The 21,829-nt window shown below is 66.9% G+C and carries 19 protein-coding genes; 8 read left to right on the top strand and 11 right to left on the bottom strand.

The genetic code is table 11. The features are described from left to right. Positions 1–170: 170 nt before the first annotated feature. Positions 171–3,644: an HNH endonuclease gene (locus IEX71_RS04970; protein ID WP_188835787.1), complete on the bottom strand. Its 3,474-nt coding sequence runs from the start codon at positions 3,642–3,644 to the stop codon at positions 171–173. Between the two features lie 472 nt (positions 3,645–4,116). Here IEX71_RS04970 and IEX71_RS04965 point away from each other — a divergent pair, with 472 nt between their 5' ends. The 3 genes from IEX71_RS04965 to IEX71_RS04955 all read left to right on the top strand — a co-directional run bounded on the left by IEX71_RS04965 (position 4,117) and on the right by IEX71_RS04955 (position 6,059). Beyond that, entirely contained in the window at positions 4,117–4,890 is a 774-nt protein-coding gene (locus IEX71_RS04965) for a hypothetical protein (protein ID WP_188835786.1), read from the top strand. Positions 4,891–5,069: 179 nt separating this feature from the next. Beyond that, a complete protein-coding gene (locus IEX71_RS04960) occupies positions 5,070–5,285 on the top strand; it encodes a hypothetical protein (RefSeq protein WP_188835785.1) in 216 nt (71 codons plus the stop codon). Positions 5,286–5,384: 99 nt separating this feature from the next. Further along, complete coding sequence (locus tag IEX71_RS04955; protein ID WP_188835784.1) at positions 5,385–6,059, top strand: abortive infection family protein; 675 nt, start codon at positions 5,385–5,387, stop codon at positions 6,057–6,059. Positions 6,060–6,074: 15 nt separating this feature from the next. Here the strand turns inward: IEX71_RS04955 and IEX71_RS04950 are convergent, their stop codons facing one another. The 5 genes from IEX71_RS04950 to IEX71_RS04930 form a co-directional block, all read right to left on the bottom strand. Next, positions 6,075–6,734 carry a hypothetical protein gene (locus IEX71_RS04950; RefSeq protein ID WP_188835783.1) on the bottom strand — a complete coding sequence of 220 codons (660 nt, stop codon included), beginning with the start codon at positions 6,732–6,734 and terminating at the stop codon, positions 6,075–6,077. After that, the gene (locus IEX71_RS04945) at positions 6,731–7,573 is read right to left on the bottom strand and encodes a class F sortase (RefSeq protein WP_188835782.1); all 843 of its coding nucleotides are present in this window, start codon (positions 7,571–7,573) and stop codon (positions 6,731–6,733) included. The genes IEX71_RS04950 and IEX71_RS04945 overlap by 4 nt, the downstream gene beginning before the upstream one ends. Before the next feature lie 91 nt (positions 7,574–7,664). Then, positions 7,665–8,000, bottom strand: a complete 336-nt coding sequence (locus IEX71_RS04940; protein ID WP_188835781.1) for a hypothetical protein — start codon at positions 7,998–8,000, stop codon at positions 7,665–7,667. 11 nt (positions 8,001–8,011) lie between these two features. Then, positions 8,012–9,634: a hypothetical protein gene (locus tag IEX71_RS04935; protein ID WP_188835780.1), complete on the bottom strand. Its 1,623-nt coding sequence runs from the start codon at positions 9,632–9,634 to the stop codon at positions 8,012–8,014. A gap of 256 nt (positions 9,635–9,890) precedes the next feature. Next, positions 9,891–10,259 (bottom strand): hypothetical protein, encoded by a 369-nt coding sequence (locus tag IEX71_RS04930; protein ID WP_188835779.1) that lies wholly within the window; start codon positions 10,257–10,259, stop codon positions 9,891–9,893. Positions 10,260–10,563: 304 nt separating this feature from the next. Between IEX71_RS04930 and IEX71_RS04925 the strand changes: the two genes are divergently transcribed. The 3 genes from IEX71_RS04925 (at position 10,564) to IEX71_RS04915 (ending at position 12,744) form a co-directional block, all read left to right on the top strand. After that, on the top strand, positions 10,564–12,093 hold the full coding sequence (locus IEX71_RS04925) for a ParB/RepB/Spo0J family partition protein (protein WP_188835778.1): 1,530 nt from the start codon (positions 10,564–10,566) through the stop codon (positions 12,091–12,093). Positions 12,094–12,181: 88 nt separating this feature from the next. Further along, positions 12,182–12,502, top strand: a complete 321-nt coding sequence (locus IEX71_RS04920) for an LPD29 domain-containing protein (protein WP_188835777.1) — start codon at positions 12,182–12,184, stop codon at positions 12,500–12,502. Next, positions 12,499–12,744, top strand: coding sequence for a hypothetical protein (locus IEX71_RS04915; protein WP_188835776.1), 246 nt, complete (start codon positions 12,499–12,501; stop codon positions 12,742–12,744). Before IEX71_RS04920 ends, IEX71_RS04915 begins: the two co-directional genes overlap by 4 nt. 68 nt (positions 12,745–12,812) lie before the next feature. Here IEX71_RS04915 and IEX71_RS22425 read toward each other — a convergent pair whose 3' ends face one another. The 3 genes from IEX71_RS22425 to IEX71_RS04905 all read right to left on the bottom strand — a co-directional run bounded on the left by IEX71_RS22425 (position 12,813) and on the right by IEX71_RS04905 (position 13,696). Beyond that, positions 12,813–13,073 (bottom strand): hypothetical protein, encoded by a 261-nt coding sequence (locus tag IEX71_RS22425; protein ID WP_229749466.1) that lies wholly within the window; start codon positions 13,071–13,073, stop codon positions 12,813–12,815. A 123-nt stretch (positions 13,074–13,196) separates the two neighbouring features. Continuing rightward, positions 13,197–13,319: a hypothetical protein gene (locus IEX71_RS22660; protein ID WP_268235918.1), complete on the bottom strand. Its 123-nt coding sequence runs from the start codon at positions 13,317–13,319 to the stop codon at positions 13,197–13,199. A gap of 14 nt (positions 13,320–13,333) precedes the next feature. Then, complete coding sequence (locus IEX71_RS04905; protein ID WP_188835775.1) at positions 13,334–13,696, bottom strand: hypothetical protein; 363 nt, start codon at positions 13,694–13,696, stop codon at positions 13,334–13,336. A gap of 261 nt (positions 13,697–13,957) precedes the next feature. Here IEX71_RS04905 and IEX71_RS04900 point away from each other — a divergent pair, with 261 nt between their 5' ends. Further along, positions 13,958–14,326, top strand: a complete 369-nt coding sequence (locus IEX71_RS04900) for a hypothetical protein (protein WP_188835774.1) — start codon at positions 13,958–13,960, stop codon at positions 14,324–14,326. Beyond that, on the top strand, positions 14,323–20,187 hold the full coding sequence (gene mobF / locus IEX71_RS04895; RefSeq protein ID WP_188835773.1) for a MobF family relaxase: 5,865 nt from the start codon (positions 14,323–14,325) through the stop codon (positions 20,185–20,187). The genes IEX71_RS04900 and mobF overlap by 4 nt, the downstream gene beginning before the upstream one ends. A gap of 603 nt (positions 20,188–20,790) precedes the next feature. On the opposite strand, the gene IEX71_RS04890 is transcribed toward mobF, so the two are convergent. Both IEX71_RS04890 and IEX71_RS04885 read right to left on the bottom strand, forming a co-directional pair. Further along, positions 20,791–21,090, bottom strand: coding sequence for a hypothetical protein (locus IEX71_RS04890; protein WP_188835772.1), 300 nt, complete (start codon positions 21,088–21,090; stop codon positions 20,791–20,793). A 92-nt stretch (positions 21,091–21,182) separates the two neighbouring features. Next, the gene (locus IEX71_RS04885; protein ID WP_229749465.1) at positions 21,183–21,800 is read right to left on the bottom strand and encodes a hypothetical protein; all 618 of its coding nucleotides are present in this window, start codon (positions 21,798–21,800) and stop codon (positions 21,183–21,185) included. Between the last annotated feature and the right edge of the window lie 29 nt (positions 21,801–21,829).

Genomic DNA, 21,829 nt, shown 5'->3' with positions numbered 1-21,829 from the left:
CGCCCGAAGCCTGCTCGAGACCGGCGGCTTCAGACCCCAACTCCTACACCCCCGATTGGGATGAGCCCCTTTGATGTGCGGCGGCTCGGCGACGGTGGTCACTTCAGTGACTTTCGTGGTTGGCACGACCACTCACCTCGTGCCGCGGTCGAGTCGCTCCGAGACTGGGTCTACTCGTCGGACTCGAACCACGAGTTCGCGCTAGCAACATCTGCGAGGGTGCTCTGCGCTCGAAGTATTCGATTCTCGACATGCTCCACCGCCCGATGCACGAGGTCGGACGGCCAGTCGGCGGGAGCACTCAGGACTTCTTCCGGCAGTTTGCCCGTCATCGCCCCGATCTTGACGTCGCTCGCCCAACCGCCCGGCGGAAACCCAGACCGATGTCCCTTGAAGGTGGCAAATGGAATTTTCTTATCCCGTCCTAGCACGCGGGCCAGCTCACGTAGATCGCCGAATCCGGAGCCGACCAGCTCTCCGAACGTTCCGCTCAGGCGCCTGTCGATTTGCTCGACGCCGCCTTCGTTGGCCATCACTCGCAGTAACCAGAGGCTCCGTGCCGAGAACGTCACCTGTTTCAGGCGCAGTGCCTCGTTCAGCACAAGTGGCCGGCTCTGGGCGAGCTTGCGGAAGTGCCGCAGTGACTCCCTAATTGCCGTGAAATGCTTTGGCGGCAACGTGTTCACAACGCTGTCGACTTCAGACGCAAGGTCGATGACTAGCTGCGAGTAGGCGCACGTGGTCACGCTGAACAGCCACTCTGCCTTGGCGACATCGGTAGTCGCCACGGCGAGTCGCGTACGCCACCAGTCGGCGTTCCTCCGGTTCGCGCGAGCCTCGGTTTCGATGGTAAGCCTTGCGGATAGCGAGGGTTGTTGTCCCCGAACCGTGGTGCTCAACGTGCCGATATCCAAGTCGGTGGGAAGGCACGCGACTGCTTGGAACAGCACCCAACCGTCGCCCCATGCCTTAGCAATCTCGATCAACCGCTCCTGCCAGACCGAGGGGGCTGCATCTGCCCCCGGGCGAGTCGCGAGGTTGGCCGTCGCGACCACGACCGCAGGAAGCACCTTGGCCGGGGAATTGCCCCGCCGGCGATTGCGAGGGGTGCTGGTCTGATTGCGTGCTGGCACGCGCATCAACGCCACGGAGGCGCCGAGGAGAAGCTGACCAGCGGGAGTTGATCGGGTAGCTCCGTGTATCACTTCCACGACACCCGCGTTGATCTCGTCGTGAACCAACCTCAAGATGGTGCTGCTTGATCCGTCGTAACCACTGGCGAGGAGTCGACCAGTTATCCAGTGTGTCGTCGACGTCGACGCGATGGTGACGAGAAGGTCGGCTAAGTCAGACTCTCGCTTCCGGGTGAGGTCGGCGAGGATGCCCAAGTCTGTCGCAACGGTGAACCACTCCCACGTCTGGTCGAACTCGCCCCACCACCAGTCCGCCAAGTCGTGGTCTGAGTCGGCATGCCGCTTCAAGGTGGTAAGCAGCGCCGTCCGCACGTTCTCGTCCGCCTCCTCGGCCAGCCTCCGCTTGACGTGGTCAACCACCTGCCCACGGCCAGCGCCTGTCGACAGCAACAGTGCCGATCCGGCCGAAACGTCCAACAGGCCGTCTTCGGCGAGTACTACACCCGGACCGTCCAGGACGAAGTCCACGACCGCCTGAAGCACAACGTCCTTCTGGCGCTCATAGGCGCGATCGTTCAGGAACTGAGTTGCAGTTGAGCGCAACATCGGGTGCATGCCCAGATCTGATTCCTTGCTCAGATCTTGGAGCAGATGGCGAATGTCTCGCACTTCGGCTGGCGAGTATTTGCCGACGTAGAACCTGCATACATTGGACCAGTACGGACGTCGGAGCATGGCTGTGAAGTATTCGTCGCGACGGTCCCGTTTGCCCTCGTCGAAGATGTAGGCGGCAGCGAAGTACTCGCGTAACGACTGAACATCGAACTGGAACAGGTCCTTCTCTCGCTCGACCAAGCAGAGTACCCGCGAGGTGAAAGCGGTGAAGATCTGGTCAGCTAGCTTCTGATCGTTCTGGTTGCCGGCCAAGTGCCGCCGTAGAACCTTCTGCAGTTCCGAGCGGTGGATCGACCCAGAGCTCTTCCCTTGCTCTGTCTGAGTCTGGATATACCAGCCCAGGTAGGCGAGGCACGCCTCGATCACTTCCCGCTCGGTGGCGAGTAGTGGCTCCTTGTCCTCGTTTTGTTCTCGATCCAAGAAGGTCTTCAGATATTCGCTATACAGTTCCGTTCGCCGCTGAGGGAGCAACCCGCGACGGTGCAGCAGATGGAGCAGGATTGCGAGCTGCATTGGATACGAGGCGAGTTCGCGGACGTGGGGCACATTCTCGTTTTCAATGAATGTACGCTCCAGTTTTCCTGCTGCTTCGTCGGTCAACGAAGCCACCGATGCCCAACGGCGCAGGTACAAAAGACGGAGGCCGTGGGTGAGACGTCGCAAGTTGAAACGCGGGAAGGCAGTAGACGACCAAAGGGCAGAGGTCGTGGCCCCGGGGCGGGTTGCTACCAAGATCACCAGGTCCGCTGAGTCGGTCGAGACTCGCCCCTCGAAGTCCACAATTTCGTTGCTGACCTGCTCGCGGTGCTTCAGGTTGGCAACCTCGTCTAGCCCGTCGAGCGCAACGATTACTGGCTGCGTCGCGATCAGTACAGCGACGTCTGTGGCCTTGAACTCCTGACCGGTGACGCGCACAACCTCGGAGGCGACGTACTGCTCCAGCAGGGGCCACTGCGGCGCCTCCTTGGGGGTCTTGCGACCCTTGCGCGACCCAGTGTGGGCCTTGGCCTTTTTCGTGTCATGGCCGATGTGGCGGGTCGCCCAACGGGCGTAGTCTCGGAGATCAAGTCGGATCGGCCAGCGCACTACTTCGGACAGGCTCGCGAGCGACTGCGCCTCGCCCGTGTACTCGGCCTTGCCCAGTTGCCGGGCTCGATGGAACTGGCAGATGTACTGAAGCAGGGTGGACTTGCCCTGCCCCGGCCCGCCTATTAGAAGCGCGTTGCCCTCCCAATCAGGGTGCAAGAGCGCCTGCGCAGAACCGGTCACAACCTGACCCTCGGAAGACTCCAACGCCTCTGGTTCCGGTGGATGCCCTTCGGCGATCTCTTGCATGACCTCAGCGATGGCAACGTCCGTCCGGCAAGCGAAGGGAACGTCAACGAACATCGAGTCGACGCTGGGGCCCCTCAGGTCGACCTGCTCGAAGAGCACGTGGTCGTCCTTGTTGTACTGCTGCCCGACGTAGGCACGGAAAGTTTTTTCAATATCCTCCCGACGTGCCTGTTGCTTCTCGTGCTTGGCTCGCATCTGCAAGAGCCCCTCAACCGTGTGACCCGCACCGTCGTTGGCGTCGATCATGGTGTGATGGGTTGGGCAGAGCAATATCAAGTTCTCGTAGCTGTTCAGCTTGGACTCGTCGTACGCAGGATCGTGCCGAGGGCCGTCGGCCTTGGGCGACCGAATGTGAGCTTGTTCCCCAACGATCGTCACGTAGCCGGCGCCCGTGGTGGCATCCACGGAGTCCTCAGTGAGCAACTGAGTACACGAAGGGAAGGCACAGCAGTTGTGTGCACGAGTCCATAACGCCTTGACGTTCGGCATCGTGATCGACATGTGGCACCTTCGACTCAGTGGACTGCGGACTTCAGATTCTTCCAGAGCGCGCGGACAGTCTCGACGCCTGACAAGCCAGACGGGAACGATGCATGCGGCTGTCACACCTGAGTCGCACCACCGAGGTGTGCCATGCGGGCCTCCGGCCCACAATCGGAACCTCAGTAGACGGAGGATCGACGATGACTCAGCTCAGGCAGCCCAGCACCGGCAGCAGCAGGTGGGTCTCCAAGCAAAAGGCCAACGGATCGCGGCAGCCAAGTTCTACGTCGCTGCCAGCAAGAAGACCGGCTTAAGGGTTCCCGACTCGGTCAAGCAGCTTGCTGACCGAGCCTGCTAGGACTCCCTGGTGACCGCCGGACCAGTTGCGCGGACGGGCTACAGGTCCTGACCGTCCCGCTGTTCGCCTTCGGCGCTGTTGGCTTTCTCCCGATGCGCACACCACGAATAGCTCCGACCTACGGTTACGTCCATGACCGGAATGTCCACGAGGGCCGAAGGGATCGCAGCACACTTGGTCGGCTCCGCGACGGGAGCCATGATCGTTCCATACGACACGGACGGTAGGCAATCCGCTGTGGACTTCCTCCTCGAATGGCCCGACGGCCGCACCGAGGCACTCGAGATAACACGGGTCACAGAGCCGGAGTCGATCGTCTGGCAGGGGATGGCCATGCGCGAAAGCTGGCGTTGGCCGGCAGCGACGTCGTGGGACTTCCGCCCGGCCGAGGTCAGCTTCCCCTACAAGCACACCCGCCGTGCCGTGCTGAAGGCGGTTGAGCTCTGCGACGAGTGGTCAGTGGATGACCCTGCGGACCTGCCGTCCGCGGTCGTGCAGGCCGAGCCGGATATCGCCGTGTATCTCGCCGAGGGCGTGGGGAGTCTTTGCCGTGCGGCCTCCGGGACCGGAGTGAATCTCTACCCCAAGTACCCACGCCGAGTTCGTCGAGGCCGCACCGCACGACTTCTCCCGGTTGGTGGAAACCGGGCTCAAGCAGCCCCCTTGGACGCCCATTTTGACAAGCTCATCCAAGTCCCGCCTGGTCGCGAGAAGCACCTGTTTCTCGTGCCGACTGACGACGTCCTACCTGCGCGCTTCTTCACCGATGACTTTGAGGCTCCCGTTACGTCGCCTCAGGGATTCGAGGCGCTTGATGGCCTGTGGGTGTGGTCGAATTTCTGGCACCGATATCTCGTCTTCCGCGACCAGACCTGGTCGTGGGTGACTTTTCCAGCCCGACAATGAGCACCGTCTTTTCGCCCGGCCGACTCGGGGAGCCCACTTGACGCGAGGCGCCCCGTGAGATCAGGGCCAGCGACCACACCGCGGATCGCGATGCTACGGACGCGCCTTCATGGTCTGTGAACTCCAGAGGACCCGGTCGTCGACCGGTCGCTGTCATACGTCGCTCTTACCCTTGGGCCATGGACGTCCCGTACATCGAGACCGTGATCGTGCAGAAGGAAGAAGACATGAAGCCGTGGTGCTCTTCCAGTGGTGAGAACGTCGGTCGGATGATCCCCATGACCGGAGACGACTGGTGGATTGAGTGCCCGACGTGTGGCAGACGGTGGGCCGGCGGCAGCACTGTCCTCAGCGACCACGACCGGTTCCGGCCGCCGGTCGGGGTCGGTCGATAACGCACCACCTGAAGATCACAATCGCCCTAGTTCTCTGCCCATGACGGTCTTACTCCGCGATTGTTGCGGCTCCTCGCCACGGAGCTGACCAACACCCCGTTGCGGCAGATCGACGCACCGTTCGACGATCGCGGCGTGCGGTTCGGTCCGCCGCAGCCGAGCGAAACCAACGAAAGCCAGCGACGCGAGCGGCTGCGTCGCTATCGAGTGACTCTCAACTTGGACGACCCGGCGGACGCGATGAAGTTGACCGCATCGCTCGGTAACGTTCTGCAGCAGATCATGCGTGACGCTGGATCGGGGTGGGCCGCCACTGACGAGAGCCTGCAGGACAAGTGGGTCCAGATTCTGTTCGAGGACGGCTTCGACGTCGACAAGACCACCGGTTCCGTGCGGATCCGGTTCGCCACCGGAGCCGGAATAACCGAGCACGCGCTCAATGCCCTCCCCGATCCGCAGGCAATCCATGATCATCTACGGCGGCTGAGCGACAGTGTCGATACCGACCCCCGGCTTGCGGTGAGCACGGCAAAAGCCTTGATCGAGTCGACTGCCAAGTGTGTCCTCACCGCGCGCGGGCAGACCTATACCCGCGCCGCGAAGGTGCCGGCGCTTGTCAGCGCCGCGCAGGAGTCGCTCGGGCTGTGCCGCCGGCGCCGTGGCCCGATCTGCATGACCCGCAGCGATCCCTTGGCCGGCGGACGAGACAGCGAGTATCAACTTCGCCGATCGGCGACCGCAGACCACTCGTTCTTGTTCGGCGAGCCGCGGTGAGGCCGCGCGCCGCCGTTATCTGCGGGGGGGCGCGAGGGTGGGTACATCGCCCGGGGTCGCCGGCCGGCGCCGACTTGCGCACCGGCTGCCGGTGGCCTCTCGTGCCGCGGCGGCTGCACCAGTACCGTGCTGCCGGCCGGCGAGCTCCCGCACGGCGTGCTGGATGCTGGCGACGTCCGGGGCGCACTGCAGCGCTGCGGCTACTGCGACGACCACCTCGGATCCCTGGCTGGGCAGTCGGCTCAGCCGTCGCAGCGTCGGCCGAAGTTGCGTGGCGTCGGCGGCCGCGGCCGTCACAGCCTGGCCGATCGAGGCGAGAGTGGACCTGACCTTCTCCTCGGTGGTCGGCGCCGGTGGCCCAGGTTCGGGAAGGTGGGTCCGGATGAAGAACTGCGGCCGCAGCTGATCGAGGCGCACCTTCATGAATCGCTCGCCAGAGAGGTAGACCGCGTCCTCGTGAGCGAGCTCTACCGGGACGCGCACCTCCACCGCGGTCGTCCCGTACCCGTTGTCGCCGGCGGCGATCCCGTGCCGGCGTGTGGAGAAGAACGCGTAGGGCATGTCGACTGGCGCGGACGACTCCATCCGCCACGAGGTCAGGATCGCGCGGGCCGCCTCCTCACTGGTGTGGTGGTAGAGGGTGAGCCAGTGTTCACCGGCGCCGTCCGGGTTCATCGGGTGGCGACCGGCGCGGCCAGCACGACCAGGTTGTCCAGGTGCGCGTAGCCCCCTTGCTTCGGGACCAGGCCGATGTTGCCGGTGCAGGTGACCAGCGCGAGTCGCCGCGGGCCGGTGGAACTCCAGACCGAGGCGGGCAACTTTCCCTTGGGGTAGATGTTGGCCGATTGCACCCTCCATGCCTGCACGGTGCCGGCACCGTTGGCGGTGTAGACGACGGCGCCGGGTTTGATGTTCGGCAGCCGATAGAAGGACCCGGGCACGTTGTTGAAGGTGACGTGGCCGGCGATGACGACCGTCCCGGCTGGCGCGCCCAGCGGCGGTGTCCAGTCCATCCAGCCGACACGGCCCGGGGTGGAGGGTATGGCGGCCAGGCCGCCCGACTGGCCTTCGGCAACGATGGCGACCCTTGTGCTCACTGACGGGATCCACACCTGGTTCGGGGCCATTGCCGCCGCCGGCGGCGACCCCTTGCTCGGCGAGCTCCGTTGCTGCGGCGCTGTCGACGAGGTTGCCGCGCTGGCGGCGGCCTGCGTGGTGGACGGTTTCCCGGCGGCCGGTGTCTGCCCGGACGAATGCCGCCGGGGTGCGTTCGCACTGCTCGTGCTGGTTGCCGTGCCCTGGGGGCTCAAGGAGCGGCTGGCGGCCGAACTCGACCGCCCGATGGTTGGCGCGGGCTGGCTGTCGGCGGTTTGGAATGACGACGCCACCGGTGCCGCGAGAGCAGGTGGTCCCGCCCGGCTGGTCAACATCAGCCCGGCTGCGGCCACGGCCATGGTCATCATGCCGGCGGCTACCAGTGCCAACGGTGAGCGTAGGGGCTTGCTCTCTTTCATCGCTCGACGACCCTTTCGACTTCGGCCCAGATCAGGCGGAGCCCGTGTGTTTCGTGTGCCTCGGCAGAGATTCCCAGCTGAGCGAGTGGCCTCAGGATTCCCGCTCGTTGAAGCGATGCTGTTCGATGAGGTCATCGAGGGCGTCGCGCTGTTCGGGAGTCAACTTCATCCGGTACCGCGAATAGCGATCGGCGTCTCGCCCGGTGACAGGTGAGCCGTGGCGGTCGAGAGTGCAGCCGTCGACGATGAGTAAGTGACCGATCAGCCCCAGGCCGGCCAGCGCGGGGCTCCACAGGACGAGCCACCATGACCATGCGGTCACCGCTGTCGCCACCACGAGCGCGCCGAGCACAATCTCCAGGGCGACGAATGCGCGTCGCATCCTTCTGTCCGCCGATGGCTCGACGCAGGGCACCTGGTTGCTCACGGTGGTCGTCCTCACCGGTTGCGGCGACGGAGCGTGCGAGCCAGTGCGCCGCCCGTCAGCAACGCGAACACGCCGAAGCTGGCGCCCGCGGCCATGCCGACGCCGTTCACGCCGCGCGTCGCCTGGTCGGTCGGAATGACCGGCTGGGTGCTGCTGGTCGTGGGTGCCGGGGTCGAGCTGGAGCTCGGAGTCGGGGTCGCTGTGGGGGTCGGCTTAGCGGAGACCGCCATCGAGCCCCACTCGTGCGGGTCGCCGAGCTCGGTGGCGATAAGGGGCGTCTCGGCCGACGGCGCTTGTCCGTTGCTCATCGGCATGACGTGAACGCCGTTCGCGAACACCTTCTCGTCGATCGACCCACACCATGCGCCGGCCGGTATGTCCTTGCTGAGGGAGAGGGACACCTTGATGTCGGCGTTGGCAGGCTGCCCTGTCACCTTCGCCGTCGCGACCACCTTGGACGTGCCGTCCTTGACCGCGGCCGCCCACTGGCTCGCCCCGAACTGCGCGCAGGATCCCAGGTCGGCCGGTTTCGGTGCAATGAGAGCCCGGGCGGTGACGTCGACGGTGGACGCGTTGAGGCCTTCGGTGGTGAGGACGTCGACGATCTTCGCTCCGGCGGTCCATTCCTGGGTGGACACCACGGTGGAGGCCTTCGGCGTGGTGACCTTGAGCTTCACGGTGGGGGATGTCCCGGCCGCCGTCCCGGTAGGTGCTGCTCCGATCACGCGCTGCTCGCCGGCGTGCGGTGAGTCGTATTCGTAGTAGGCGGACGCCGGCACTCCGGTGAAGGCCCCGCTGATGGTGACGGGATCTCCGTTCTTTGCCTGCGGGGTGCCAACCCACGGCAGCACGTTGGCGGCCGACTTGGTCTGGCCGAAGACGGTCTGGTTGACCCCGGTGCGCGCGGCTGCTGAACCCACGTGCTTCAGGCCGAGGGTGAACTGTGCGTTGCCGGTGATGCGTGCCTTGAACGTCACCCCGGGAACGAGTGCGCCGCCGGCGGCGGCCAGGCCCAGCGAGGCTGTTCCGGAGCGGACGGCCCCGGATGCGTCCGGGGTGCCCAACGTGTTGGTGACGACCGGCTTGTAGGAACCGGAGAATGCCGTGGCCTCGGCGTTGAGTTGCCGCACGCGGGCCTTGATCGCCGCCTGGTCGCCGGGCCTGAGCGTCGCAAATGCCTTCTGGTCGAACGACCATCCAGGATCGAGCAATTGGCGGGAGATGTAGGACAGTGCCCCGATGGTGACCCGGTCGGTGCTGTTCAGGTAGCGCGACAGCAGCCCCGCCAGCCGCACTTGGGAGGCGCGGCTGATCGGTTTGGAGGGGGACGACGACGGCGCTAGCAGCTCCCCGTCGATGCACAGCACGAGCATGCCTCCGTAGTTCATCCGCCCGAACCAGATGCTGTGGGATCCGCCCTTGGGCGAGCGAACGGTCTGGGTCTTGTAACCGAAGTAGGCGGGTGTCGCCGGCGCGAGCATGCGGGCCTGTGCAGCACTCGGACCGCGCAACGCGCCAACGTGCTGGCTGCCAGACCCTCCGGTGTCGGCACGAGCTGCGGCCGTCGGGCCGGCGCACACGACGGTGGCGAGGCCGGCCGCGGTCAGTAGTCGAGCCCAAGTAGATGTCTTCAACGCGCCCTCCTGGATATCCGGGTCCGTGGGTCGGTCCCTGACTGCCCGAAGGGAGCTCCGGCGGCCACACGCTCACTGGCGGCCGCCGTATTTGCGGAGACGTGCGGGCAGGACCGGGCGGGGGCGTCGCGTCCGTCCAGGGGAAGACGAGTCGCGCACCACCAGGGGTGTGGTGTCGCTCGACCGCCCGGTCCTGCCCTTTGAGCTTGGTGGCCTTGCCGGCGCCGGCGCAAGCCGAACCGCCTGGCTCGAGCACTCAGTCGCGCCGCTTGCGGCGCGGGTTGTTCAGCAGCCGCCCCGGCGCCGGCGGAAGGTCACGTCCCAAACGTTGCTCGGCCGCGTCAGCAGCGGCTCTGGCTGCTTCACGGCAGAACTGGGACACGCTCACCATCTGCCCCAAGTCGCGGCGATCACGCACGATCGCACCGTCGATCCGGTCAAGCAGATCCGTGCGCAGTGTGTGCATCCGGCTGAAGCCCTGCCCCGTCCCCCGAGCGGGGTCCGGGTGCCGCCGACGAATCTGGTCTCTCGATGCGGGCGAAAGGTCGGAGTACACCCCCAGGCAGCGGTGCAGCCACCACAAGAACGCCGTCGGCGACGACTCCAGCGTGTCCAGGTCGGCCATGTACGCCGCCCGGGCCCGATCCCAGGTGGGGCGATCCCAGTACACGGTCGTGGGCACGAGCTCTAGGTCCTCGGCCAAACCCCTCCCTTTCGCCTAACACCCTCCTGGTGCATCGCCGGGTGGGCGTGTGCTGCCTTGACGGTACGTCGTCGCCGCCAGCGACATCGACCGGGCGCGCCGACGATCCCGTGCACAGGCTGCTCACCCGGGCGCGGATATCCACAGTGCCCAAACCGACGACCCGCAGCAGCGCCGATCCGACGAGGATACAGGTATCCACTTTTTCTACTTTACGGAGGTTCGCATGAGCACCAAAACCACCACCGAAGAAGCTGCTGCTGCCGCTCGCCCGGCGGGGGCGTCGGCAACCACTCCCACGACCGTCGACATCGACCCGCACATGGTGAAGATCGGCGCGAATGTGCGCGCGGACGTCAAACTCACCAAGGACTTCGTTGCCAGCATCCGAGAGCGTGGCGTCATCGTTCCAGTGGTCGGCTACTTCGACGAAGACGGCGAGTACGTCGTGGTCGACGGACAACTGCGAACCCTGGCCGCGATCGAGGCCAAGACGCCGACGATCCCCGCTTACGCGGCCCACCGACGCGAGGACGCAGACCGGATCATCGACCAGATGTCGGCCAACTATCACCGCACGGACATGACTGCCGCTGATCGCGCCAAGGGGTTCGAGCAGCTCGCCGGGTTCGGCCTGTCCCCGGCGCAGATCGCCAAGAAGACCGGCTACAAGCGCCCCGAGATTGACGCCGGTCTCAAGGTCGCCGACTCCGAGCTGGCCACCAAGGCGGCGGCACGCTGGGACTTCCTCACCTTGGAGCAGGCCGCAGGGTTGGCGGAGTTCGAGCAGGACAAGGACGCGCTCAAAGCCCTGACCGTTGCCGCCGAAGAAGGCACCGGTTTCGAGCACGAATTGCAGCGCCAACGTGACAAGCGCACCGAACGGGCGGCCATCGCCGCCCTGGCCGAGCAGCTAAGGGCCGAAGGCGTGACTGTGATCGAGCCCCCAGCGTGGGACGACAAGACGATCCAGCGACTCACCCGGCTCGCTGACGGCAAAGGCAAGCAGCTCACCGCTGAGGCGCACCGTGACTGCCCTGGGCACGCCGCCTACGTCGAGTACGGCTGGCAGTGGGGCGCGTCCAGCGGGGACACCGACGACGGTGACGAGCGCGGCGCGTACGTGACGAGCGCAACCTATGTCTGCACCGCCGCGAAGGCCAACGGTCATGCCGACCGCTTCGGCAGCAGCAGCAGCGCGAGCGACAAGAAGAAGCTCGCGGACATGACCGACAAGGAGCGTGAAGCGGCCCGCGCGCAACGCCGGGATGTCATCGAGTCGAACAAAGCGTGGAAGTCGGCGCAGACCGTCCGCGCCGCGTGGGTGAGCAAGTTCCTCGCGCGCAAGACGGCACCGAAGGGCAGTGCAGTGTTCGTCGCCGCCACCCTCGCCGATCACGCCAGTGCGCTGACCGACTACCGCACACCCGGCAAGGTGGACGAACTCATGCACGGGGGCAAGACGCGCATGCGCAGCGACCGCGCCAAGTTGGAGGAGAACATCACCGACGGCCGCGCGCTGATGATCGCAGTCGGACATTGCTGCGCGGCATACGAGGCGCAGATGAGCGAGCACACCTGGCGCAGCGTCCAATCCGGGCCTGCCCGATACCTGGCGTTCTTGGCGGCGAACGGCTACGAGTTGGCCGCCGTCGAGAAGCGCGCCGCCGGCCTCGACAAGCCCACCGCCAAGAAGCGGGCCAGGCCCGCACGTAAGACCGCCGCCCCGACAGCATCCGGCACCCCCGCCGCCTGACAACGACCAAGGATCACGCCGAGGTGGCGCGGAGCGCAACGCCGCGCCGCCTCGGCACTTCCGAAGGAGGTACCTGAGGTACCCACCCATGGACCAACCGTTCACCTTGCCGCCCAGGCCGCCCCGATCACTGACCCCGGTCGAAACGGCCAAGCTGATCAGGCGCGCCCTGCGCGCTGCACACCCGCACACCAGGTTCCACCTGGTCTGTGATCGTGGCACCGGCTACGGCTACATGAGCCTGCAATGGGTCGCCGGGCCGTCCACCACCGCCGTCAGAGCAACCGTTGAGCCCTTCCTCAGCGAGATAGCCAGCGATGAGCCCGACGACACCATGCGACGCCTACCCGTGCCCTACACGTGCAAGGGAATCGCCCTGATCCGACTTGAGAAGGAGCTCAACTCATGACCGCACCCGACCTCACCGCGCACCCCGACGGCATCCTCGTCCTCGGCGAATCCGTGATGTTTCACGACGGCGCCGGCACGCTCATCACCGCAGCAGTGGACCGCCACACCCCACCGGCTCACGTCGTGCTCCGGATCGAGGGAGACCAGCTGACCGTCACCCCGCGCACCGCCCGCGCCCTCAGCGCAGCCCTCACCGGAATCGCTAACACCGCCGAGATCGTCGCCTGCCTGCGCACCTGAGCCTCCAGCGCGCACACCTACGCGGCAGGGAGCGGGCAACTCGCCGGACCCTGCCGCGTAGTGCGTCCTCAGCCCAGCGGCAACTGCATCTGCTCGCCATACAACCGTCGCAGCCGATCAAGCTCTGCCGCGACCTCGCGCGGATCCCGCCGCGCCATGTCACGCAACGCCCGCGCCCGTCGCCGCGCGCCACGCGGATCGCCCAACGGCGACCCGGCCAATTCCTTGCGTTGTGCCCACTCGCGCCGGTTCTCCTGAGCCGAGGAGACCACCACATGCCCCGGTGCGACCCACTGGCACAACGGGTTGTCACACCGATGCCCCAGCACCCTGGCGTCCTCGAGCTCCTGGACGCCGTGCTGTAGGCCGAACGCGAATCGGTGCGCGACGATGCACCGACCGGGCGCGTACCAGAACCGCCCGTGACCCCGGCCACTGATCGCACCCGTCCATTACAGGCAGTCACTCCCGGGCACCCGCACGACCTTCGTCGCATACCGCCGCACCACCTCCACGTCACCCAGCGCCGCTGCCAGGCCCGCCAGTCCTGCCGGGTCAATCCGTCGCCCGGCCATCGCGCCACCTCACGTCATGACCCATCCTCGTCACGTGCCGGTGCAACCCCGGCATCACCGTCCGCATCGTCACCGGACGCACTGACACTGGCCGCGTCGGTCGCCAACGCCTTCAGCCGCGACCCCTGGCTGACGGTCAGCTCCCCACCGCACCACTGGATCGCCTCCTTCATCGTCAGCTTCTCGTCCTCGACCAACCTGCGCAGCGCACGCGCCGCGTCCAACTCGCAGGCGTCACGCTCCTTCAGCCCGATCATCACCTTGACCGCCAGGTCACGGCGACGACGATCCCGCGCCTCGACCTCCTTCTTGCGTTTCGTCTGCGCCGCCATCGCCGCGCGACGCGCCTGCTGACGCACCGACTGACCGCCACTCATCACCGACCACCTTCATCTCTCGATTCCGATCACCTTTCAACCGCACACAAGCCCCACCACCGCCCCCCACGCTCACCTCGACCTTGTCAATCCCGCCCCACACCCGCCTCGTCCACCGTCACCCGATCACGCCGACCACGCCCGTTCCCCCTCCTTCTCCCCCGATCTCAAGTCCCACACACCTCTTGCATTCCCGGTTCTTGATTTTTCAACGACTGAGCGCCAAGCCGTCGCCCCCGACTTGCGGCGGACATGGCAAACGTGATTCTTCGATCCCAACAGGACCCGCGAGGGGTCAATGTCACCTTTTTCGCCGATCCGATCGTCAGCGTCCTGTGGTCGCAGGTCGACCAGTCCGTGCGGTCCCAGGTCCTCGATGCCCACCGCATGGCGGCCAACGACGCCCTCGACGCAGTCGGCATACCCGCCTACGACCGGATACCTTGCGGATGCTCGCCCGATCGCCCATCCCGCCAGCCGCTGCACGTCCACGTTCTGATCGCCATTCACCCTGCCCGCGTGCACGGCCGGTGTGACGCGGGACGCCGGGCATTCGTCAGCGCGGCCGCCGTTCGCGAGGTCTACGCAGCTGCGGTCGGCCAGCGACTGCGGGAGCTCGTCACGGCATGACCGCCAGTGTCCACAAGCTGACTGCCGGGTCCGGGTATGACTACCTGACCCGGCAAGTCGCTGCGATGGACAGCACCGAGAAGGGCTACACGGGTCTGGCGAGCTACTACACCGAGCGGGGCGAGACGCCGGGTAAGTGGGTCGGCTCCGGCATGAGCGGGATCGATGGGCTGTCCGCCGGCGACACGGTGACGGCCGAACAGATGCAGGCGCTCTTCGGCTCCGGGCATCACCCGCTGGCCGCGCAACGGAAGGCGACCCTCGCCGGCCCCGACTTGAAGAAGCAGGACTATGAGGCGATCACCCGGCTGGGGTCGCCATTCAAGGTCTACGACAACGACATCAGCGACTTCCGCAAAGAAGTCGCCGAGCGGATGGGCGACCTCAACGAGCGGGAGGGGCTCAAGCGGGATGCGCCGCTGACCCCGCAGCAGCGCGCGACCATCCGCACCGAAGTTGCCCGCGAGTTCTTCCAGCGCGAGCATGGCCGCCAGCCCCAAGATGCCCGCGAACTGGCTGCTACTGTCGCCAAGCATTCCCGCCCGCAGACCCGCGCCGTCGCCGGGTATGACGTCACCTTCTCCCCCGTGAAGTCCGTGTCGACGCTGTGGGCCGTGGCCGATACCCCCGTCGCCGCAGCCATCGAACAAGCCCACCACGACGCGGTCACCGACGCACTGCGTTTCCTGGAGACGCACGCCTTGTACAGCCGCACCGGCACCAACGGCGTCCGCCAGGTCGACGTGCAAGGGATGGTGGCCACAGCGTTCACGCACCGCGACAGCCGCGCCGGCGACCCAGACCTGCACAGCCACATCGCCATCGCCAACAAGGTCCAGACCGACGACGGCCGCTGGCTCAGCATCGATGGCCGGGTGCTGTTCAAGGCAATGGTCAGCATCTCCGAGACGTACAACACCGCACTGGAGAAGTACCTACGGCAACGCCTCGGCGTCCAATTCGAGGAGCGAGCGGGCACCGACACCCGCAAGCGACCCATCCGCGAGATCGTCGGCGTCGACGCACAGCTCAACAATGCGTGGTCCACCCGCCGAGCCCGCATCGACGTACGCCGCAACGAGTTGGCCTCCCAGTTCCAACGCACCCACAACCGGCCCCCGTCGCCGGTCGAAGCCTTGCAGCTGGCGCAGCAGGCAACCCTTGAAACACGTGAAGCCAAACATGAGCCGCGCAGCATCGGCGAGCAGCGACGAGCCTGGCGGGCGGACGCCATCGCGGTCCTCGGCGGCGAGAAGAAGCTGACCCAGATGATCCGGACCACGCTTTCGCCTTCAGCCAAGGAGGCCGAACAGATCACCCCGGCATGGGTGGCGACCACCGCCGATCGGATCATCGACAACCTTCAGAATCGCCGTGCCCACTGGCAGACATGGCATGTACGCGCCGAGGCGCAGCGCCAGGTGCGCGCCGCCAACCTGCCCGGTGAACTGATCGAGCCGACCGTCGACGCCCTGGTCGCGACGGTCCTCACGGAGCGGTCGATCGGCCTTGCCCGCCCGGTCGACGACCTCACCGAACCCGCCAAGTTGTGTCGGCGAGACGGCTCCAGCGTGTACGACGTGGCGGGTTCGACGATGTTCACCTCGCGCGATGTCCTCAACGCCGAAGAGCGCCTCGTCAGTGCAGCCGGCCGCGTCGACGGCATGCGGGTCGCGGCCAACGACGTCGGCCTTGCCCTGCTCGAGCAGTCCGCCAACGGCCCGGACCTGAACGCTGGGCAAGTGACGCTCGTGCGCGAAATGGCAATGTCCGGCCGTCGAGTTCAGTTGGCGATCGCCCCCGCCGGCAGCGGCAAGACCACCGCGATGAAGGCCCTCACCACCGCCTGGACCAACGGTGGAGGCACCGTCGTCGGACTGGCCCCGCGGGCCGGTGCCGCGAAGATCCTGCACGGCGAGATCGGTGTGCAGACCGACACGCTGGCGAAACTGACCGACTCCCTGCAGAAGGGGATCCTGCCCGACTGGGTCAAGCACATCGACAACACCACGCTCGTGGTCATCGACGAAGCAGGCACCGCCGACACCCTCTCCCTCGACCGCGCCGTCAGCTACATCCTCGGCAAAGGCGGCAGCGTCCGGCTCATCGGCGACGACCAGCAGCTGTCTGCGATCGGCGCCGGTGGCGTGCTGCGCGACATCCAAGCCAGCCACGGCGCCCTCCAGCTCAGCGAACTGCACCGTTTTGTCAACGCCGACGGCACGGTCAACGTCGACGAGGGCGCAGCCAGCCTCGCCCTGCGTGCCGGCAAACCCGAGGGCCTGGGGTATTACCTGGACCACGGACGGGTCCACGTCGGCGACATGGCCACCATGACCGAAGCTGTCTTCCAGGCCTGGGCCACCGACCGCGCGGCCGGCCTAGACGCGATCATGCTCGCCCCCACCCGCGACCTGGTCAGCCAACTCAACCAGCGAGCCCGCGCCCACCGGCTGGCCGACGAGAACGGCACGAATCCACGAGCCCGGGCACGCACCGTCCACCTGGCCGACGGCAACGACGCCAGCATCGGCGACGTGCTGATCACACGGTCCAATCGTCGCGACCTGCGGGTCAGCGCCAGCGACTGGGTCAAGAACGGCGACCGGTGGACGCTGGAGAAGATCACCCGCACCGGCAGCCTGAAGCTGCGCCGGCTCGACGCCAACCTGCACGTGACAGTGCCGGCTGACTACGTGGCCGCATCCGTCGAGCTGGGCTACGCCACCACCACCAACGCCGCCCAGGGTGCCACCTCGGACACCTGCCACGGGCTGTTCTCTGGAGAGGAGACCCGCCAGGAGCTGTACACCGCACTATCGCGCGCCCGCCGCGCCAACCACCTGTACCTGCAGGTCGCATCCGACGGCGACCCGCACTCGGTGGTGCACCCAGACCTGGTGTTGCCGCCCACGGCCACCGACGAACTCGAGGCGATGGTCGCCAACGACGGCTCCGCACGCTCGGCGACCACGATGCTGCGCGACGCCGCGGACCCGGCCGAGCTACTGGGTGCCGCCGCCTCCCGATACCAGGACGCGCTCTACTTCGCGGCCGAGGACCTGCTCGGTGAGCCCGCCGTCTCCGCGCTGGAGGCAGGCGCCGAACGAGCCGTTCCCGGAGTGACCAACGAGCCGGCCTGGCCGGCGCTGCGCGCACACCTGATCCTGATCGGCGCATCGGGCAAGGACCCGATCGACACCCTTCAGGCTGCCGCCGCCCGCCGCGAGCTCACGACCGCCGACGATGTGGCCGCCGTGCTGGACTGGCGCCTGGACCCGTCCGGGCTGCGTGACGCCGGGCAAGGCCCGCTGCCCTGGATTCCGGCGGTCCCGAACGCCCTGGTCACGCACAAAGAGTGGGGTCCCTATCTGACTGCCCGTGACCAGCTGGTCCGCGATCGCGCAGCCGTCGTCGGCGAGGCGGCCGCGCACGATCCCACGGCACCCAGCTGGGTACCCGCCGGCGCCGCCCGCCCGAACGACGCGGTCGTGGCAGAGGTTGCGGTATGGCGCGCCGCCATGCACGTCGACCCGGACGCCTGTCGTCCCACCGGTCCGCAGCAACTCCAAAAGGCTGTCGCCCGATGGCAATCCGGATTGCACCAACGTGCGCTCGGTGGCCGCTCCCCCGCCACCGATGAGTGGGCGCCATTGCTGCGCCAGATCGCACCGCAGGTGATGCGCGACAGCTACGCACCCGTACTGGCCGAACACCTGGCCTCCATGTCCCGCGCGGGCGTCCCCGCCCGGGCGGTGCTACACCGCGCCGCCGAGGAAGGCGTGCTGCCCGACGACCACGCGGCCGCGGCCCTGTGGTGGCGCATCTCGGCACATCTCGGGGCTGCCGCCACCACTGGTGTCGACGAGTCGCTGACAACGGACTGGTCGGACAAATTGCCCGATCTGCTCGGCCCCGATCGAGCAGCGCAAGTGCGCGCGAGCACCTCCTGGCCGGCCCTTGTCGCCGCGGTCGACCACGCCATCCAACGCGGCTGGACGGTGGAGGCGCTGCTGTCCGGAGTACCCGACCAACTGCACGACGTCGACGTCGACTGTTGCCAGGCGCTGCTGTGGCGGGTGCAGGTGGCCATGGACCCCATCCCCGACGAGGACCACTACGACGAGCGCGACTACGAGCAGCCCCCCGAAGATGCCTGGACGGGCGAGCAGCCCGTCGCCGATGGACAGACCACCGAAAGCGCCGACCCGGTGCCGGAGTATGTCGTCGACGCGCCGCCGCCCGGCGACGACGACATGCCGTGGGACCTCGACCTGGGCGACACCGGACCGATCGAACGCGACTCGGGGGGTCCCGCCCCCGATGCAGAACCCGCCAAGGGTTTGACGTTTGCCGCGCTCCGTCGCGACGCCATGAGTCCTCTTGAGCCGTCCGAGCGTCAACTCGAGCAGGCATCCGAGCGGGCCAACCGCATCCTGGAAAGCCAGGTCACTCCCGATCGCATCGCGCAGATCAACGAGCTCACCCTGCAGTTCTATGAGAAGTCGTTGCCCGACTCGTGGGCTGCACAACACCTGCGGGACAGGTTCGGCGTCAACCTGGTCGGCGACCTCGAGCTCCGGCCCGGATTCGCACCGCCCGGTTGGGACACCCTCATCACGCACCTGCGCGGCCAAGGCGTGACCGACCAGGAGATGGTCGCCGCGAACGTCGCCATCTACAACCAGCAGGGTCGACTACGTGACCGTTTCGTCAACCGCTTGATGATGCCAATCATCCACCGGCGCGACGGATGGAGGGACTTCCAGCCCGTCCCGTTCGGGGGACATGACGTCGTCCTCGGTTTCGTCGGGCGCCGGCACCCAGATCTGACCGACGAGGACAAGGCTGGACCGAAGTACCTGAACACGGCCGAAACGGCCCTATTCGTCAAGGGCGAGCAGTTGTATGTCGCCGGCACGTGCCGTCTCGCCGCTGGGGCCACGCCCGTCCTGGTTGAAGGGCCCATGGACGCGGTCGCCGTCACCGTCTCGACGGACGACTGCGTGGGCGTCGCACCGTTGGGCACTTCCCTGACCGAAGAACAAGCCGACCAGTTGGCACGCCTCGGCCGCAACCCAGTCGTCGCCACGGACGCCGACGCCGGCGGCCAGGTTGCCGCCGAGCGTGACTTCTGGCTCCTCGCCCAGCACGGGATGGATTCCGAACAAGCCTTGTTCCCAGCAGGGTTCGACCCTGCCGAACTCGCCGGAGCATTCGGCCCCGAGCGACTGCACGGAGTCCTGTTCGACCGCGTCCCGTTGGCCGAAACAATGCTGCAGGAGCGTCTGGCTAACCTGCCTGCCGCCAAGGCACTGTCCGCCGCCGCGAAGATCATCGCTGCCCGGCCGGCTCAGTTCTGGGAGTCGGGCATCGAACAGCTGAGCAACCGGCTCAAGGTCAGCACCCGCCGCGCCCAGCAAGAGGTCCTCTCTGCCGCTCGAGCATTCACCGACGACCCCCGCAAGGCTGCCCAGGACGGCAGGGACCAGGCGCAAGACACCAAGAAGCGCATCCAGACCAGGTCCAAGGACGCGCAGATCCGGTGGGCAGAGTTCGCCGACAGCGTGGACCCCCGCCTGGTCGAACAGGGCGATTGGAAGGCGCTGGCGATGATGCTCGACGAGGCCACCGCCCAGGGCCACGATGTCGCGGCCGCGGTGCGGGAACTCGTTGGTGCACAGCCGCTCGGCGAGTTGCCCGCCCAGGACCTGCGCTACCGCCTGGTCGCCAAGCTCAACCTATTGCAGCCGCAGGGATCACCGGTCGTCGCCGACACCGGGAACCTTTCCGGCGCCGAGCAGCAGCGACGCCAGCCCGCCACGCCACTCGACCGCGGCCGCGGCGCCCCCCGTCGATGAGCTGATGTGAGGGCTGTGGATGGTCCGGACAGGATTACCCATCGGTGGGTAGCGTCGATCTCGTGCCCGACGCCACCGTCACACCGCCTACACCGTCGCCGCTGCGTCGCTCGGCGTGCTGACCCGCCGCAAGCTGGCCTCCCTGCACTACCGCCGACCCTCAGAGGCGGATCGGCCGCCGCGCTCGGGCAACGTGGTGGGTGCCGCCGGTTAGCGTGCTCGTGGCGACACTACTGGTGGCGGCGGGACTGTGGCTGGTGGCGGTCGACATCGACGTTCGAAGGCTTCCCGACAGGGGTGCTGCTGCCGGTCGCCGGGTTCGCCTTCTTTGCAATAGTTGCTCTGGCCGCCACCGATCCACCAGTCCTTGTACGGGCCTTAGCGTGCGAATTCGCCGGATTCGCAATCTATTTCGCGCTGCGATGTCAAACTCGCCGGCGTTGTCGGTCTCGTCGCCGGGTTCCATGGCCTGGCACGGTGTGGTGGTGGTTCCTGGCCGGCCGACTCCTGTGCCTGACGCGGGCTGCGGGGCCAGGGTCGCGTTCGGGCCGTGGCTGGTCGCCGAGCTACTCGTCGGGCTGGCCCTGACTTGACCGTTCGGCGTCACCTCTGGGTGCAGGCGACCTCGATGAGCCGGCCGGATACGCCCGCCTCACTCACCGCTCGACCGACGAGCCCTCGCGCCAAATTGGTCGCGCCGTACTCCGGCCATCGGGTGACACGCACTGTGAACCGCGCCGTATCGCCGACGATCCGGACGTCCTCATACAGCGGTCCGGTGTCGAAGATGTTCCTGATCGATTCCGCAACCGCGACGAGGTGCTCCATGTCAGCGTGTCCGACGACCGCATTGCCGGTCTCGGCCGCGGGTGCATAGGTCAGGGTGACGGCAGTCGGATTCACACGGGGATTATCTCCTCCGGCCCTGACACCCATCCCGGTACAGACATCCGGCCCGGCGCCCCGGTGGTGGTCGCAGAGCCGTGGGACTCGGGTCACTCGTCGTCGAGAACCTCGCCGGTGTCGAGATTCACCGACGCCAGATGGGGTGGCGGCATGGTTGGCATAGGCCGGCGCCGGCCGGCGCCGGTTGTTGCCGCGTGCTCGATGTCCTCGGCGAATGCCACGCGCCGCCCATCACCGGCCGCGTCGCTGAGGTAGCGGGTATACGCGCCCCGGGCCGGCCACTGCCGGTGGCCCTCCCCGCAGTGGTCCTTGCACCGGATCTTCATCCGGTCGACGAACGCTGGCAGGCAGTACCGGTGCCAGTCCTCCAGTGCATCGGGAGTAAGGGCGATGCCCGCCCGGCGCCGCTGATCGGCCACGACGGCGATCTCGTGCACCAGGTGCGGGTGCTTCGGCCAGCACTGCGGGATGAATCCGTGCTCGTCCCAGATGTATTCGTGGTTCAACCAGTCGACGACTTCCTCCAGCCACACCCACAGCTCCTCGCGTAGGTCGGGGCGCATGCAGCTCGCCGGATCCCACGGTCGGGGCAGCGCCGAGATGTCGCCGAGGGCCTCCACCTGTTCGTCATCGCCCTTGTCGGCGATCGTCAGCTCCCGGTATGCCAGCTGCAGCTGCGGACCCACCATGGGGAACCGTCGTGTCATCGGTAATGGTTCACTTCGTGCCTCGTCTG

Source organism: Flexivirga endophytica (genome assembly GCF_014640635.1).
GTDB classification, from domain to species: domain Bacteria; phylum Actinomycetota; class Actinomycetes; order Actinomycetales; family Dermatophilaceae; genus Flexivirga; species Flexivirga endophytica.
This window is presented reverse-complemented; position numbering and strand designations above follow the sequence as displayed.

What these genes read in the sequence shown, in the direction of transcription:
- IEX71_RS04970 (WP_188835787.1), bottom strand. Translation starts at nt 3,644, where the DNA reads ATGTCGATCACGATGCCGAACGTCAAGGCGTTATGGACTCGTGCACAC.
- IEX71_RS04965 (WP_188835786.1), top strand. Translation starts at nt 4,117, where the DNA reads ATGACCGGAATGTCCACGAGGGCCGAAGGGATCGCAGCACACTTGGTC.
- IEX71_RS04960 (WP_188835785.1), top strand. Translation starts at nt 5,070, where the DNA reads ATGGACGTCCCGTACATCGAGACCGTGATCGTGCAGAAGGAAGAAGAC.
- IEX71_RS04950 (WP_188835783.1), bottom strand. Translation starts at nt 6,734, where the DNA reads ATGAACCCGGACGGCGCCGGTGAACACTGGCTCACCCTCTACCACCAC.
- IEX71_RS04945 (WP_188835782.1), bottom strand. Translation starts at nt 7,573, where the DNA reads ATGAAAGAGAGCAAGCCCCTACGCTCACCGTTGGCACTGGTAGCCGCC.
- IEX71_RS04930 (WP_188835779.1), bottom strand. Translation starts at nt 10,259, where the DNA reads ATGGCCGACCTGGACACGCTGGAGTCGTCGCCGACGGCGTTCTTGTGG.
- IEX71_RS04925 (WP_188835778.1), top strand. Translation starts at nt 10,564, where the DNA reads ATGAGCACCAAAACCACCACCGAAGAAGCTGCTGCTGCCGCTCGCCCG.
- IEX71_RS04920 (WP_188835777.1), top strand. Translation starts at nt 12,182, where the DNA reads ATGGACCAACCGTTCACCTTGCCGCCCAGGCCGCCCCGATCACTGACC.
- IEX71_RS04915 (WP_188835776.1), top strand. Translation starts at nt 12,499, where the DNA reads ATGACCGCACCCGACCTCACCGCGCACCCCGACGGCATCCTCGTCCTC.
- IEX71_RS22660 (WP_268235918.1), bottom strand. Translation starts at nt 13,319, where the DNA reads ATGGCCGGGCGACGGATTGACCCGGCAGGACTGGCGGGCCTGGCAGCG.
- IEX71_RS04905 (WP_188835775.1), bottom strand. Translation starts at nt 13,696, where the DNA reads ATGAGTGGCGGTCAGTCGGTGCGTCAGCAGGCGCGTCGCGCGGCGATG.
- mobF (WP_188835773.1), top strand. Translation starts at nt 14,323, where the DNA reads ATGACCGCCAGTGTCCACAAGCTGACTGCCGGGTCCGGGTATGACTAC.
- IEX71_RS04885 (WP_229749465.1), bottom strand. Translation starts at nt 21,800, where the DNA reads ATGACACGACGGTTCCCCATGGTGGGTCCGCAGCTGCAGCTGGCATAC.